The following is a 14931-nucleotide window of genomic DNA, read 5'->3' as shown; positions in this document are numbered from 1 at the left end:
TGTTCCTCCTGATATCTGCGCATTTCACCGCTACACCAGGAATTCCGATCTCCCCTACCACACTCTAGCCTGCCCGTATCGACTGCAGACCCGGGGTTAAGCCCCGGGCTTTCACAACCGACGTGACAAGCCGCCTACGAGCTCTTTACGCCCAATAATTCCGGACAACGCTCGCACCCTACGTATTACCGCGGCTGCTGGCACGTAGTTAGCCGGTGCTTCTTCTGCAGGTACCGTCACTTGCGCTTCTTCCCTGCTGAAAGAGGTTTACAACCCGAAGGCCGTCATCCCTCACGCGGCGTCGCTGCATCAGGCTTTCGCCCATTGTGCAATATTCCCCACTGCTGCCTCCCGTAGGAGTCTGGGCCGTGTCTCAGTCCCAGTGTGGCCGGTCGCCCTCTCAGGCCGGCTACCCGTCGTCGCCTTGGTAGGCCATTACCCCACCAACTAGCTGATAGGCCGCGGGCTCATCCTTCACCGCCGGAGCTTTCAACTTCCCCCATGAGGCAGGAAGTATTATCCGGTATTAGACCCCGTTTCCAGGGCTTGTCCCGAAGTGAAGGGCAGATTGCCCACGTGTTACTCACCCGTTCGCCACTAATCCACCCCGAAAGGCTTCATCGTTCGACTTGCATGTGTTAAGCACGCCGCCAGCGTTCGTCCTGAGCCAGGATCAAACTCTCCGTGAATGTTTTCCCGTAATCGGGAGACACACACGACGAGCGGGACACCACAGCCGGAATAAGGCGTGATGTCCACAGCGTCCTCGCTAGTGTTGCCCGGCCGCACCCCCTGCCGAAGCAAAAGGGCCGTCCGGGTCTTTTCAAAGGAACCACCAACCCACCCACAAAGGATGGGCCGGGGTATCAACATTTGGCGTTGACTTTTGGCACGCTGTTGAGTTCTCAAGGAACGGACGCTTCCTTTGGTCCCTTTTCACGGGGCCCTCCGGGCGCTTCCCTTCGGTATTTCGTGTTTCCGACTCTACCAGACGCTTTCGTGTCCGATTCCCCGTCGGCGGGGTGCTTTCCAGGTTCCCGCTTTCGCGTTTCCCTTTCCGGCGATTCCGACTCTACCAGATCCTTTCGGGCCTGATTCCCAGTCAGCGGGCTTTGTCTTTCCGGCTGTTGGGCCGTTCCGACGAGTGAGACTTTAGCGGAATCCTGGTCCCCGAGCTAATCGGGGGTGCTCCTTCGAACACGGATTCCACATTTCGCAAAAGCGCGCCAAAACGGGACGACGGCTGTCGTTCGTAGTGGTCGTTGTTGCGGAATGGCTGTCCGGGGCCGACCGGGGCCGGTACTCACGTCGGACAACTCGGAGAATATTACGTAGGCGTCAATGCCCTGTCAACCGAGGGCCTACGGGCTACGCTGGGTCCGTGACTTCGCGTACGTGCACCCAGCAGTGGCGGGCCGCCTGACGGCGGCCGGCAGCATGTGCGCACTCAACGGCCGCCGCTTCGGCGGCCGTTTTGCGTTCTCCCTCCGGGAGATCGGCCGCCGGTAGTGGCGGCTCCGACCAGGAGGTAAGAGAGATGACGCGGATCTTCAGTGGGGTCAAGCCCACCGGGCACCTGACGCTGGGCAACTACCTCGGGGCCGTTCGGCGGTGGGCCAAGGACGATCAGCACCGGGCCGACGCGCTGTTCTGTGTCGTGGACCTGCACGCGCTGACCGTGGAGCACGATCCGGCGCGGGTACGCAGACTCAGCAGGCAGGCGGCGACTCTGCTGCTGGCGGCCGGGCTGGATCCCGACGTGTGCACCGTGTTCGTACAGAGTCATGTGGATGAGCACGCGCGGCTCGCGTACGTACTGGAGTGCACGGCCACCGACGGGGAACTGCGGCGGATGATCCAGTACAAGGAGAAGAGCGCACAGGCGCGGGCGGCTGGGGAGAGTGTGCGGCTGTCCTTGTTGACGTATCCGGTGCTGATGGCGGCGGACATCCTGGCCTATGGGACGGATGAGGTTCCTGTGGGGGACGACCAGACACAGCATGTCGAGCTGACGCGGGATCTGGCTGTCCGCTTCAACCAGCGTTACGGGCAGACCTTCGTGGTGCCCAGGGCCACACGTCCGGCGGTGGCGGCGCGGGTCATGGATCTTCAGGATCCCTTTTCCAAGATGGGGAAGTCGCACGCGGCCACTGCCGGGATCGTCTATCTGCTGGACGAACCCGATGCGGTGCGGAAGAAGATCATGCGGGCGGTCACCGACAGCGGGAGCGAAGTGGAGTACGACCGGGAGGCCAAGCCTGGCGTCGCGAATCTGCTGGACGTGCTCGCGGCCTGTGGGGGCGGGGATCCTGCGGAGTTGGCCGGTGCGTATGCGTCGTACGGGGCCTTGAAGAAGGACACCGCCGACGCTGTCGTCGAGCTGCTGCGTCCGGTGCGGGAGCGGCACGCGGCGCTGGCGGCCGATCCTGGACATGTGGACCGCGTGCTGAAGGAGGGGGCCGAGCGGGCTCGGGGGATGGCCCGGCCGCGGGTTGATGCTGCCTATGGGGCCATCGGGCTGCTGCCCGCGGGCTGACGGAAGGCGGCGCGGTAGTCGCGCGGGCTGGTGGCGAGGTGGGCGGCGAAGTGCTGGCGCATGGTCACCTCGCTGCCGAAGCCGGCGCGGCGGGCGACCTCGGGGACGTGGTGGTCGGTGCGTTCGAGGAGCTTCTGCGCGGCGGCGAGTCGCTGGGTGATGAGCCAGCGCTGTGGGGTCGTACCGGTGGTGGCGGTGAAGTGACGCGCGAAGGAGCGGGGGGACATTCCGGCGCGGGCCGCCAGGTCGGTGACGGTGAGCGGCTCGGCGAGGTGACGCAGCGCGTATTCGCGTACGGAGGCGAGTGCATCGGCGTCGCGGTCCGCGCGGGGGGTCGGATGCTCGATGAACTGGGCCTGCGTTCCGGTGCGGAACGGGGCCGTGACCATCGAGCGCGCGATGGCCGCGGCGGCCTCGGCGCCGTGGGTCGCCCGGACCAGGTGCAGGCAGAGGTCGATGCCGGCGGCGGTGCCTGCCGAGGTCCAGATGTTGTTGTCCTCGATGTAGAGGGCATCAGGGACGACGGTGACGTGGGGGTGGTGGGTGCGCAGGAGGTGCGTGAGGTTCCAGTGGGTGATGGCGCGGCGGCCGTCGAGCAGCCCGGCCTGGGCGAGGGTGAAAGCGCCACCGCAGAGAGCCGCGATCGGGGTGCCTCGGTCATGGGCGCGGCGGAGCGCGTCGAGTATCCGCGGCGGGGCCGGCGCGAGGTGGTCGTCGAGACCGGGGACGACGATCAGGTCGGCGTCGGCGAGCCAGGTGAGCGCGCGGTCGGGGGTGAGGGTGAGGCCGCCGCGCATGGGGACGGGGGTCCGGTCCTCGGCGACACGGCGCAGGGTGAAGTCGGGGACGCCGCGATCGGTGCGGTCCACGCCCCAGACCTCGGTGATCACGGAGACGTCGAAGGCTCGGATGCCGGGGAAGGCTAGGAGTGCGATGTGGGGTGGGGGTGGGGATGCGTGTGGGGGCTTGGCTTGGGAGGGCACCTTGGCAGTAAAGCATCGGTCGATGGCTTTTTGTTGTATGGGAGGCGCGGGATCGGGGCGGCAGCATCGTTCCTATGGAGATCTCGGAGAACGCAGCGCTGGTGGTTGTCGACGTACAGAAGGGGTTCGAGGAGGAGGAGCACTGGGGGGTGCGGAACAATCCGGCGGCCGATGACAATATCGCCGCGCTGATCGACGTATGGCAGGCGACGGGGCGGCCGGTGGTGTTCGTACGGCACGACTCGGTGAAGCCCGGGTCGCCGCTGCGGGTGGGGTACGCGGGGAACGGCTTCAAGGAGTACGTGGAGAAGCGGCGGGGGCAGGGTGTGGCGGCCGGGGGCGAGCTGTTCGTGACGAAGAGCGTGAACTCGGCGTTTTACGGGACGCCCGATCTGGATGCATGGCTGAGGGGCGGTGCGGGGCGCGGGGCGAGTGGTGATGGCACGGGTGGCGGTGCTGGTGCTGGCGGCGGTGGTGGCCTGGGGGGTGTCGCTGGTGGGGCGCGGGGGCAGCTGGTGATCGTCGGGATTCAGACCAACATGTGCGCGGAGACCACGGCCCGGATGGGCGGGAATCTGGGGTACGAGGTGTTCTTCCCGCTGGATGCGACGTACACCTTCGACGCGGTGGGGCCGTGGGGGTGGGCGCTGAGCGCGGACGAGCTGGCGCGGGCCACCGCGGTGTCGTTGCACGGCGGTGGGTTCGCGACGGTGGTGCGGACGGAGGAGCTCGCGCGGGCGGCGGCCGGCTCGGGGAGCTCGGGGGACGGGCTTTAGTCGGACGGGCTTGGGTCGGACAGGGGTTGGACTGGGGCTGAGGGAGTGGCTGCGTGCGGGGGGATGCACGCAGCCGGGTCAGCCGTTGCCCGAGGCCAGTTCGCGGCTGCGGTCTCGGGCCGCTTCCAGGGCCGCGATGAGGGCGGCTCGTACACCGTGCTTCTCCAGCTCGCGGATCGCGTTGATCGTCGTGCCCGCGGGGGACGTGACCGCCTCGCGGAGCTTTACCGGGTGCTCGCCGCTGTCGCGGAGCATCACCGAGGCGCCGATGGCCGCCTGGACGATCAGGTCGTGCGCCTTGTCGCGGGGCAGGCCCAGGAGGATGCCGGCGTCGGTCATCGCCTCGACGAGGAAGTAGAAGTACGCCGGGCCCGAGCCGGAGAGTGCGGTGGCCGCGTCCTGCTGGGACTCGGGGACGCGCAGGGTCTTGCCGACGCCTCCGAAGATCTCCTCGGTGTGGAGGAGGTGTTCGGCGGTGGCGTGGCTGCCGGCCGAGATGACCGACATGGCCTCGTCGACGAGGGCGGGGGTGTTCGTCATGACCCGGACCACGGGGGTGTTCGGGGCGAGGCGCTCTTCGAAGAACGCCGTCGGGATGCCTGCGGCGCCACTGATGACCAGGCGGTCCGCGGGGACATGCGGGGCGAGCTCGTCGAGGAGCTTGCCCATGTCCTGCGGCTTCACCGTGAGGATGAGGGTGTCGGCGCGCTTGGCGGCCTCGGCGTTGGTGACGGGCTCCACGCCGTAGCGGGTGCGGAGCTCTTCGGCGCGTTCGGGGCGGCGGGTGGTGACCAGGAGGTCGGCGGGGCGCCAGCCGGCTCGGATCATTCCGCTGAGCAGCGCTTCGCCGATTTTTCCGGTGCCTAGGAATGCGACTGTCTGGGTCATGCGGTCACCTCGCCGGTGGGGTGCGGGTCTCTGGGTGCGGGTCTTCTGGGTGCGGGGCCCTGGATGTCCCTGGGTGCGGGTCTCTGGGGTGCTTGTCCGGGACATCTTCGCATCGGGGGTGGTGGGTGGGTGTCCGGTGGGCGGAATGGGGGCGGGTGGGGGTGGGTGCGGGTGGGTGCGGGCCGGTGGGGTGCGGGTTGCCTGCGGCGCTGTCCCCTACCCGCCCCTTCCCGTAACTGGGGCTCCGCCCCTCAAACGCCGGACGGCTGAAATGGCGGGGTGAGACGGGGCCGGGTGGGAAGAAAGTGGTCCGCCCCCGTGCCGGTCCCGGTCCTCAGACGCCGGACAGGCTGAAATGGGCGGGGTGGGATGAGAGTGAGTGGGCGTGGGGGTGGGCGTGTGTGAGTGCGGGTGTCGCGAGTGCGGGTGGGTTCTTGGGCGTAGGACGCGACGGCCTGGGGTGGGGTGGGGTGGGGTGGGGTGGGGTGGGGTGGGGTGGGATTTCGTTCCTTCGTGGGGTGGGTGTGCCTTGTCTGGTGCTTCCTTACGCCGTGCGGCGGCGGAGCGTTGCTGCTCCCAGTGTCAGGACCAGGAGCGCGCAGGCCGCCACGATTGATGCGTCCCGGATGAATGTGGCTGTTACTTCCGTGTGGCGCAGGACCTCGTTCATGCCGTCCACCGCGTACGACATGGGCAGGACGTTGGAGATCGCTTCCAGGATCGGTTGCATCTGGTCGCGCGGGGTGAACAAGCCGCACAGGAGGAGTTGAGGGAAGACCACCGCCGGCATGAACTGCACCGCCTGGAATTCCGAGGCTGCGAAGGCTGACACGAACAGGCCCAGCGCCGTACCGAGCAGTGCGTCGAGCAGGGCGATCAGCAACAGGAGCCACGGGGAGCCCATCACGTCCAGGTCGAGCAGCCACAGCGACAAGCCGGTGACCAGTGCGGACTGGACGACGGCGAGTGCTCCGAAGGCCAGCGCGTAGCCCGCGATCAGGTCGCCCTTGCCGAGCGGCATGGCCAGGAGTCGTTCCAGGGTGCCCGAGGTGCGTTCGCGCAGGGTCGCGATGGAGGTCACCAGGAACATCGTGATCAGCGGGAAGATACCGAGCAGCGAAGCGCCGATGGAGTCGAAGGTCTGCGGGCTTGCGTCGAAGACGAAGCGCAGCAGGGTGATCATCACGACCGGGATGAGGATCAGCAGCGCGATGGTCCGCGGGTCGTGGCGGAGTTGGGCCAGGACGCGGGCGGCGGTGGCGAGGGTGCGGGATGCGTTCATCGGGCTTGCTCCTGGGGGGCGTCGGCTTGGTCGACCAGGTAGAGGAAGGCCTCTTCGACCGTCTCGGTGTGCGTGCGGGAGCGCAGCGTGTCGGGGGTGTCGTCGGCCAGGATCTCGCCCTCGCGCATGAGGAGGAGGCGGTGGCAGCGCTCGGCCTCGTCCATGACGTGTGAGGAGACCAGGATGGTGGCGCCCCGGTCGGCGGCGATGGAGTGGAAGAGGCTCCACAGGTCGCGGCGCAGGACCGGGTCGAGGCCGACGGTCGGTTCGTCGAGTACGAGGAGTTCGGGCGTCCCCAGCAGCGCGACGGCGAGCGAGACACGGCTGAGCTGGCCGCCGGAGAGGTTGCCGGCCAGGGAGTCTGCGTGCGACGCGAGGTCGACGTCGGAGATGACGCGGGTCACCGTCTGGTGGCGGGCGTCGCGGTGGGCGCGGCCGGGTTGCAGGACGGCCGCGAAGTAGTCGAGGTTCTGGCGGGCCGTGAGGTCTGCGTAGACGGACGGCGCTTGCGTGACGTAGCCGATGCGGGGGCGGAGCGCGGCGTCGCCCGCCGGGAGGCCGAGGACTTCGAGGGTGCCGGTGACCTTGGCCTGGGTGCCCACGACGGCACGCATGAGGGTGGATTTTCCGCAGCCGGACGGGCCGAGTAGGCCGGTGATACGGCCGCGCGTCACGGCGAAGTCGAGTTCGTGCAGGACGGTGCGGGGGCCACGTACGACCGTGAGACCGCGGGCCTCGACGGCAGCCCCCGTTGCCGGAGTGGCTGATCCGGAGACATAATTCATCATGTGTTGAATAATGCTCCTGGCGGACGGTCGCGTCAAGAACCCAGGGGTGGGTCAGGGTCATCCCCCATGGCGTTCGGGGCGGCGGCGCGAGGACCGTGGAGGTATGACGCAAAAAGGCGAAATCTCCAAGGCCGAGCGGCGCAGTCTCGCTGTCGCGTCGGCGACTCTCGGGCCGTGGCGGAGCGCCGCCGTGGTCGGTGCGCTGGGCGGCGGGGTCGCGTTCGCGGCCGGTGCGATCGGCGACGGGGGCGGGTTCGGGACCGGCGTGCTGGCCGGTTCGCTGTCCGTCGCGCTGATGCTGTTCTTCCTGGTTGGCGGTGCGGGCGCGGCGCGCGGCGGTCGGCAGGGTGCGCCCGCGGATCGCCGGATACGGCGTTGGGCCACGGCCCACCCGTGGCGGGTCGCCGCCGTGCCCGCCGCGCTGCTGGTCGTCACCGACCTGGTCGCGCGGCAGGTCCTCCTGGCCGAAGGCTTCTTCGGCAGCATGTGGGACGGGTTGTGGCGGGGCGCGTTGGTGCTCGGTGCGGTGGGGCTGGTGGGGAAGATGTCGCGTACGAAGCGGTGACTCGGGCGGCGCGTGCGGGGCGGTGCGGGTTCGTGCGGTTCGACCGGGCCGTGCAAGGCAGTGCCGTGCGGTTCGGGCGGCGCGTGCGGGGCGCGGGGCGGTGTCGGATGTGGGTGATCTGCCGTGTTGCGCCCCTCGTGCTTCCGTATCCACAGGTGTGTGGTGGAAAGTCGCGCCACGCCCAACTCCCTTATCGGACAATGACATTCGTTGTCCGTAAGGGTGCGTGGAGGTACTGCCGTGGTGAGCCGTCTGTCCTTGGGTGCTCGGTCGTTACGTGCCCGGTCGTTACGTGCCCGGTCGTTGTCGTTCCGTCGAGCCGACTTCACCGCTTCCCTGGTCGTCTTCCTCATAGCCCTGCCGCTGTGCGTCGGCGTCGCCGTCGCGTCCGGCGTGCCGGCCGAGCTCGGCCTGATCACCGGCATCGTCGGCGGGCTCGTCGCCGGGGCGCTGCCCGGAAGCAGCCTGCACGTCAGCGGGCCGGCCGCCGGGCTCACCGTGCTCGTGTACGAAGCCGTACAGAGGTACGGCGTCGGGGCACTCGGGGTGCTCGTACTGACCGCCGGGCTGGTGCAGGTGGGCATGGGGGTGCTCGGGCTCGGCCGGTGGTTCCGGGCCATCTCGGTCGCCGTCGTCCAGGGCATGCTCGCCGGGATCGGGCTGGTCCTCATAACCGGCCAGGTGTACGTCATGGCCGACACGGAGGCTCCGGCCGGCGGGGTGCCGAAGATCGCCGGGCTGCCGGGGCTGGTCACCGGGCTCGCCGCACCGGGGGGCGGTCCGGGCGCCCCGGCTCTGACTGCGCTGGCCGTCGGGGTGGGGACGGTTTTGGTGCTGGTCTGCTGGCCCAGGTGGCGGACCGCGGCGCGGGTGGTGCCGGCGCCGCTGGCGGCCGTCGCGCTGGCCGCGACCACCACCGCGTTGCTGGATCTGCCGGTACGACGCGTGGAGGTGCACGGGCTGCTCGACGCCGTACAGCCGCCCGACGTCGCCTCTTTCGCGCGACTCGCGGAGGTCGGCGTCGTCGGGACGGTGCTGGCGTTCGCGCTGATCGCCTCCGCCGAGTCGCTGTTCAGCGCGGCTGCCGTCGACCGGCTGCACGACGGGCCGCGGACGGACTACGACAAGGAGCTCATCGCGCAGGGCGCGGGCAACGCGGTCTGCGGGGTCCTCGGAGCGCTGCCGATGACCGCCGTCATCGTGCGCAGCGCGGCCAATGTGCGGGCGGGGGCCCGTACCAAGGCCTCTCGGGTGTTGCACGGGGTGTGGCTGCTGCTCTTCGTCGCGGCGGTGCCCGCGGCGCTCGGGGTGATTCCGGTGGCTGCGCTGGCCGGGATCCTCGTCCACGCGGGGTGGAAGCTCATCCCCGGGGCGAAGTCGCTGGTGACGCTGTGGCGCGGGCATCGCGGGGAGGCGGTCGTGCTGGGGGTGACGGCCGGGGCGATCGTCGTCACGGACCTCTTCGAGGGCGTACTGGCCGGGCTGCTGCTGGCCGTCGCCAAGACGGCGTGGGACACCAGCCATGTGCACATCGAGACGGAGGACCTGGGCGCCGAGCATGGTCTGTGGGTACGGGTGCGGGGCAACGCCACGTTCCTGCGTCTGCCGAAGCTGCTGGACGCGCTGGAGGCGTTGCCGCACGAGCGGCCCGTACGGCTGGATCTGGGTGGGCTGCGGCATGTCGACCATGCGTGCGCGGCGGCGCTGGAGGGGTGGGCTGAGCGGCGGCGGGCGGCTCGCCGGGCGGCGGGGGTTGCGTCGGAGGACGACGAGGAGGAGGGGGGCTGGGTGCCGTCGGCGCGAGTTGGGTGACGGGGTGCGGTGCGTGAGTGGGGTGGGGGGTGAGCTTGTGGGTGCGGGGGAGGTGCCGCTGGTTGCGGGGGCGGGTCCCGGCGGGGCTACTTGCTCTTGGGCTTCTTCTTGCGGGCGGCCGGGTTGCCGGTGCGGGTGCCTCGGCGGCGCTCGTACTGGGTGACAGCCGACTCGTACTCGCCGCGGCGCAGCTTCTCGCCCGGAGCTTCGGCCAGCGAGCGGAAGAAATACGCGAGCAGGACGCCGATGAAACCGATGCCCTTGAGGCTGCGCAGCGATGCCTCGGTGCTGGGGTCGGGGCGGCGCGAGTATCCCTCCCAGGTGCGGCGGAAGGCGATCGCGCTGCAGATCGCGAACATCACGACGACCAGAAGGTTGACCCAGCCGCCGACCTCGGCGATCTCCAGACCCTCGTAGGCGAAGCGCAGCACGAAGCAGGAGGCGACGGCCAGCGCCAGTGAGCCGAGTGCGGCTCCGGCGCGGCGCAGGGCGTAGCCGTTGTCGTGGCCGACCCAGGTCGTGCCGAAGAATCGGATGGGCTCGGGGCGGGGGCCGGTGGGGGTGGGGGTGGGGGTGGGGTCGGCGGGCTTGGCCTCGCCGGGCGTGGTGTCGTCCGTGTTGTCGCTGTTCTCGCTCACGAGGGCGATTATCCCTTGCGGTGGAGGTGGGGACGTGCGGGGTGGGGGCGGGTGCAGGTGGTAGGTGCGGGCCGGTGGGGGTGCGGGGTGCCTGCGGCGCTTTCCCCTACCCGCCCCTTCCCGAAACTGGGGCTCCGCCCCAGACTCCGGTCCTCAAACGCCGGACGGGCTGAAATGGCGAGACGGGGCCGGGTGGGAAAGCTGCCCGCCCACCCGGCCCCGTCCCGGTCCTCATCCCTATCGCCGTCCCCAGCCCCTAAAGCCCCTAACTCCCGGCCCGCTCAAGCGCCTCGCCTCGCCTCGCCCGGGAGTTGATCTCCTCGGTCAGGAGCAGCGTGGTGCGATGTAGCCGTCGCTGCCCGTCTTGATGTACGCGTCCGAGACGAACTGGCCGTTCGCTATGTTCGACCAGAGGTTCGTCGTGCCGTACGGGCCGGACACTCTTGTCCCCGGGCACTGGCAGTTGATCGGCACCCGGGCGTCGTACGGCAGGACCTTGACCACTCCGTAGCCTGTGCCGGGGCCACTGCGTACGTTCACCCGGTAACCGGGAGCTACCGGATACCGCACCGCCGTCGCCGCGAAGGTGGTCTCCTCGGTGGCGGTAGTGGTGGCGGCCTCCTTGTCCGCGTTGGCGCCTGCTGCGTTCCTTGTGGCTTCTGCTTCTCCAACAGCCATCAGGCTCTCCCCCGTTGATGTCTCGTGGATGTTCACTCTCTGTGTGTGCCACGCAGGCTAGCAAGCCCCACCGACATCGCACGCATCATCGACTAGAAGTGCACTGAAAATCTTGTCTTGGGTCTCGGCTGGATCGGGATGGGACATCCCCGGCTGGCCTATGTGGTGGCAGGGGTGAGTGTCCAGGTGCCGCTGGTGCGGGTGAGTCCGAGGTTGATGAGTCGGCGGAGGTTGAGGGCGGCGGCGCGGTTGTGGAGCCAGGTGTCGTTCTTGAGGACGCCTCGGTAGGGGACCCGGCGGTTGCCGCGGGCGACGAGCCAGGCGATGGCGCGTTCGACCGGTGGTCTCCAGCGGCGGTACTCGTCCTGCCATTCCTTGCTGGTGGCGGCCTGGTGTCGGGCGGCTTTGAGGGTGTCGTATTGGGGGTGGACGCTGAAGACGCGTCCGGTCTTGGACGTGGTGCAGCGCTCGCGCAGGGGGCAGTCGCGGCAGAGTTTCTTGAACTGGGCCTGGCGGTTGCCGCCTTTGAGGGGGCGGCCGAGGGTGACGGTGTTGCCCGCCGGGCAGGTGACGGTGCCGGCGGAGGTGTCGACCTGGAAGTCGTCGCCGGTGAAGCCGCCGGGGATGGTCTGCCGCAGCGGTGGGGGCTTGATGACCAGGGTGTGGCTGTCCGCCTGGAGGTTCTCGCGTAACTCGCCGGTGCCGTAGGCGGCGTCGCCCAGCACCGTCAGGTCCTGGTCCTCGTCGGCGAGGAGGTCCTCGGCGACGGCGGCTTCGTGGTTGTCGGCGCCGCTTCCGGCGGTGAGGGTGACCTCGGTGAACAGTCCGGCCTCGGGCTCGAAGGCGGCGTGCGCGCGGAAGCCTTCCTGGTGGCGGCTTCGGTTCTTGTGGATGTGCCGGGAGGTGGGGTCGACGGTGGAGACCACGCGGTCGTGGGCGGTTCCCTTGGTGATCTGCCAGCGGCCGTCCCGGCCGTCGGAGCCCTCGACGGGTTCCACGTCCTGCCCGGCGATCAGGGCCAGCAGGGCGAGGGCTTGGGCCGCGCGCTCGCCGAGTTCCTGCTCGGGGAGCCGGCCGAGCAGGTTCAGGGCGTCGCTGACCAGGGCGTCGACGAGGTCGGCCCGCGCGGCCTCGTCGTTCCATGCGATGCGGGGCTTGCCGGGGTCGGTGTAGTCGTGGGCGGTGCACCACCGCGAGACGACCTCGCCTGCGCCGGGGACCTCGCGGATCACTTGCCGGATCGCGGCGACGAGCTGGGTGACGGTGTCCTGGGTGGCCACCGCGTCGTCCAGCACGGTGGAGTCCAGCGCCCGGCGGTGCTTGCCCTTGAGGACACCGGTCGCGGCCACGACCTCCTTGACCTTGGTGAAGATCCGGTTCGGATCCGCCGAGCGTTGCAGGCGACGACGGAAATAGGTCAGCAAGGAGGGGTCGAAGGCGGTGTCGTGCAGTCCAAGACCGCAGGCCGCCTTCCACCGCAGGTCGCACCGCAACTCCTGGACGGCATCGAAGTCCGAGACCCCGTACAGGCTTTGCAGTACCACTGCGGCGGACAGCACCTGCGGCGGCATACTCGGCCGGCCGTTGGCCGAGGGGTACATGTCCGCGAACATCGACCTGGGGAACAGCGTCTCGCGGTGCTCGGCCAAGAACGCGAACACGCTCCCGGCCGGGATCAGCTCCCGGCAGGTCTCCCACACATCCGCCCCGACCGGCTCCCCGGCCCAGTCCCCCTGCATGAAAACGATTCTGGCCCCATCCCACCCAGGACGGGTCCAGAACCCAACATTTTCAGTGCACTTCTAGGCTCCGTGCGTCGCGCTCGCGGACGAACAGCCGACGAATACACGGGGGTGGGCGATGCCGCCGCTGCGCAGCATCGGAACGGGACCGGAAGCGGAGCTGCCGGAGTACGCCGGGCAGTACCGGCTGGAGTCGGTACTCGGCTCGGGCGGCATGGGTGTGGTCCATCTGGCCACGTCCGCCTCGGGGTTGCGCCTGGCCGTCAAAGTGGTGCACGCCGGGTACGCCCAGGACCCCGAGTTCAGGGCCCGGTTCCGGCAGGAGGTCGCGGCTGCGCGACGGGTGAGCGGCGCCTTCACCGCGCCTGTCGTGGACGCCGCCACTGACGCCGAACGGCCCTGGATGGCCACGCTGTTCATCGAGGGCCCCACCCTCGCCGAACGCGTCAAGCGGAACGGGCCGATGCCCCCCGAGGAGTTGTTCAGGCTCGGCGCCGGGCTGGCCGAGTCGCTGCGCGACATCCACCGCGTCGGCGTGGTGCACCGCGATCTCAAGCCGAGCAATGTGTTGTTGGCCGCCGACGGGCCCAAGGTCATCGACTTCGGCATATCGCGGCCGACGGACAGCGATCTGCGTACGGAGACGGGCAAGTTGATCGGTACGCCGCCGTTCATGGCGCCCGAGCAGTTCCAGCGCCCGCGTGAAGTGGGGCCCGCGGCCGATGTGTTCGCGATGGGCGCCTTGCTGGTGCACGCCGCGACCGGGAGCGGTCCCTTCGACTCGGACAGCCCGTACATCGTCGCGTATCAAGTGGTGCACAACGAGCCGGACTTGGCAGGAGTACCGGACGTACTGATTCCGCTGATCACCCGCTGCCTGGCGAAGGATCCCGCCGACCGGCCCACCCCGGACGAGCTGATGGCCGCGCTGCGGTCCGCCGGGTACCGGACGGCCGACGACACCCAGGGTTTTGTGGCTGTGCAGGCGCCGCCCCCGGCCTTGCCCCCCGCCACACCCCCGCGCAGGGTGTCCCGCCGACGGGCCGTGCTCGGCGTGGCTCTGGCGTTGCTGCTCATCGGTGGGGCCTATGCCGTACACGCCATGGCGGCGGGCGATTCCCCCGATCATCAACTGCCCACCGCGCAGAAGAGGGTCGAGGAGAAGCAGGCGCCTCGGGCGTGGGACGTCTCGATGCGGTCCGGGGGTGAGAACAACACGCCCGCCTGTTCGTACGCCGGCCACGCCCTCTACTGCAACGCCCCCGGCGTCAAAGCCTCCCGGCTCAGCACCGCCGATGGCGCCACCGTCTGGTCCAAGAAGGCCGCCGGTTCGTCCCGGCGTGCCGGGCAGGATCGCACGCCCGTGCTCTCCGGCGGGCTGCTTCACGTCGTCGCACCGGGCGGGGACCGGCTGGAGGCCCTCGATCCGACGTCCGGCGCGAAACGCTGGAGCATCGGCATCTCCGCGTACCCGACCATCTTGCACACCACGCGGTCCGTGCTCCTGGTGGCCGCTGACGGCACAGTCGTAGCCATCAGCAACGTCACGGGGAAGACGCGCTGGACCGAGCGGCGCGGCGGGCTCGGCACGCAGTGGGTGGCGTCCGGCGGCGGCCCCGCGCTCTCCGTCACGCCCTCGGCCGACGGTACGTCCAGCACCGTCGGCGCCGTCGATCCGGACAGCGGCGCCGAGCTGTGGGAGGAGCGGCTGGACGGGATGCTCAGTCCGGTCGCCGCGTCGGGCGGGGCCCTGTTCCTGCTGGCGTACGACACCGACTCCCTGACCAACGCGGTCGTACGTCTCGACACCGCACCCGGCGCCGCCGCCCGCGCCTCGCGGCGCGTCCCGCTCGTCACCCCCGTCGACCAGGCGCAGGCCGCGGTGCACGGCGACACGGTGTACGTGTTCGGGGCCGGGGGCTCGCTGCTCGCCGTCGACACGCGGCGCACCGGCAGCGCGCAGGACGCCCAGCGGTGGCGGCTCGAAACGTCGGTCAGCCGGGCGTCGCAGCCGGTCGCGGCCCAAGGCCGGGTGTACCTCGCGGCGGCCGACGGGCGGCTGCTGGCGGTGGACGCGGCGGACGGTGCGCTGCTCGGTCAGAGCGAGCCGCGGATGGACGGGGGGCGGCAGACGTTCACGCCGACCTTGCCGGCGCCGGTCGCCGTCGGGGACAGGGTCTTCGCGACCGCCCCCGACGGGTCGGTCTTCGCCGTGGACGCGAGGAACCCGGCGGGTTGGTGAG

At 69.7% G+C, this 14931-nt stretch carries 12 protein-coding genes and 1 rRNA gene; 5 read left to right on the top strand and 8 right to left on the bottom strand.

What is annotated here, in order from left to right:
- Positions 1 to 689: ribosomal RNA gene (locus ABCR94_RS31625) — 16S ribosomal RNA — on the bottom strand; the annotation flags it as partial.
- 848 nt (positions 690 to 1537) lie between these two features.
- On the opposite strand from ABCR94_RS31625, the gene trpS reads away from it, so the two are divergent.
- Positions 1538 to 2536 (top strand): tryptophan--tRNA ligase, encoded by a 999-nt coding sequence (gene trpS, locus ABCR94_RS31620; RefSeq protein WP_347124041.1) that lies wholly within the window; start codon positions 1538 to 1540, stop codon positions 2534 to 2536.
- Here trpS and ABCR94_RS31615 read toward each other — a convergent pair.
- Positions 2503 to 3519 (bottom strand): GlxA family transcriptional regulator, encoded by a 1017-nt coding sequence (locus tag ABCR94_RS31615; protein WP_521978262.1) that lies wholly within the window; start codon positions 3517 to 3519, stop codon positions 2503 to 2505. The two genes, trpS and ABCR94_RS31615, sit on opposite strands and share 34 nt — an antisense overlap.
- 74 nt (positions 3520 to 3593) lie before the next feature.
- Here ABCR94_RS31615 and ABCR94_RS31610 point away from each other — a divergent pair, with 74 nt between their 5' ends.
- Positions 3594 to 4295 (top strand): cysteine hydrolase family protein, encoded by a 702-nt coding sequence (locus ABCR94_RS31610; RefSeq protein ID WP_347124040.1) that lies wholly within the window; start codon positions 3594 to 3596, stop codon positions 4293 to 4295.
- Positions 4296 to 4373: 78 nt separating this feature from the next.
- On the opposite strand, the gene proC is transcribed toward ABCR94_RS31610, so the two are convergent.
- The 3 genes from proC to ABCR94_RS31595 all read right to left on the bottom strand — a co-directional run bounded on the left by proC (position 4374) and on the right by ABCR94_RS31595 (position 7253).
- A complete protein-coding gene (proC, locus tag ABCR94_RS31605) occupies positions 4374 to 5183 on the bottom strand; it encodes a pyrroline-5-carboxylate reductase (RefSeq protein ID WP_347124039.1) in 810 nt (269 codons plus the stop codon).
- A gap of 544 nt (positions 5184 to 5727) precedes the next feature.
- The gene (locus ABCR94_RS31600) at positions 5728 to 6465 is read right to left on the bottom strand and encodes an ABC transporter permease (protein WP_347124037.1); all 738 of its coding nucleotides are present in this window, start codon (positions 6463 to 6465) and stop codon (positions 5728 to 5730) included.
- On the bottom strand, positions 6462 to 7253 hold the full coding sequence (locus ABCR94_RS31595) for an ABC transporter ATP-binding protein (protein ID WP_347124035.1): 792 nt from the start codon (positions 7251 to 7253) through the stop codon (positions 6462 to 6464). Before ABCR94_RS31595 ends, ABCR94_RS31600 begins: the two co-directional genes overlap by 4 nt.
- A gap of 103 nt (positions 7254 to 7356) precedes the next feature.
- Here ABCR94_RS31595 and ABCR94_RS31590 point away from each other — a divergent pair, with 103 nt between their 5' ends.
- The gene (locus tag ABCR94_RS31590; protein ID WP_347124033.1) at positions 7357 to 7818 is read left to right on the top strand and encodes a hypothetical protein; all 462 of its coding nucleotides are present in this window, start codon (positions 7357 to 7359) and stop codon (positions 7816 to 7818) included.
- 303 nt (positions 7819 to 8121) lie between these two features.
- Positions 8122 to 9630, top strand: coding sequence for a SulP family inorganic anion transporter (locus ABCR94_RS31585; RefSeq protein ID WP_347124031.1), 1509 nt, complete (start codon positions 8122 to 8124; stop codon positions 9628 to 9630).
- 86 nt (positions 9631 to 9716) lie between these two features.
- Here the strand turns inward: ABCR94_RS31585 and ABCR94_RS31580 are convergent, their stop codons facing one another.
- The 3 genes from ABCR94_RS31580 to ABCR94_RS31570 form a co-directional block, all read right to left on the bottom strand.
- Entirely contained in the window at positions 9717 to 10268 is a 552-nt protein-coding gene (locus tag ABCR94_RS31580) for a hypothetical protein (RefSeq protein ID WP_521978261.1), read from the bottom strand.
- 324 nt (positions 10269 to 10592) lie between these two features.
- The gene (locus ABCR94_RS31575) at positions 10593 to 10946 is read right to left on the bottom strand and encodes an SH3 domain-containing protein (protein ID WP_347124029.1); all 354 of its coding nucleotides are present in this window, start codon (positions 10944 to 10946) and stop codon (positions 10593 to 10595) included.
- Positions 10947 to 11104: 158 nt separating this feature from the next.
- Positions 11105 to 12685 (bottom strand): IS1182 family transposase, encoded by a 1581-nt coding sequence (locus ABCR94_RS31570; RefSeq protein ID WP_347119510.1) that lies wholly within the window; start codon positions 12683 to 12685, stop codon positions 11105 to 11107.
- A gap of 121 nt (positions 12686 to 12806) precedes the next feature.
- Between ABCR94_RS31570 and ABCR94_RS31565 the strand changes: the two genes are divergently transcribed.
- Entirely contained in the window at positions 12807 to 14930 is a 2124-nt protein-coding gene (locus ABCR94_RS31565; RefSeq protein WP_347124028.1) for a serine/threonine-protein kinase, read from the top strand.
- The last annotated feature ends 1 nt before the right edge of the window (position 14931 follow it).

This window comes from Streptomyces changchenzhani (genome assembly GCF_039766235.1).
GTDB lineage: Bacteria > Actinomycetota > Actinomycetes > Streptomycetales > Streptomycetaceae > Streptomyces.
The sequence above is the reverse complement of the archived record's forward strand: the minus strand, read 5'-3'. Positions and strand labels throughout refer to the sequence as shown.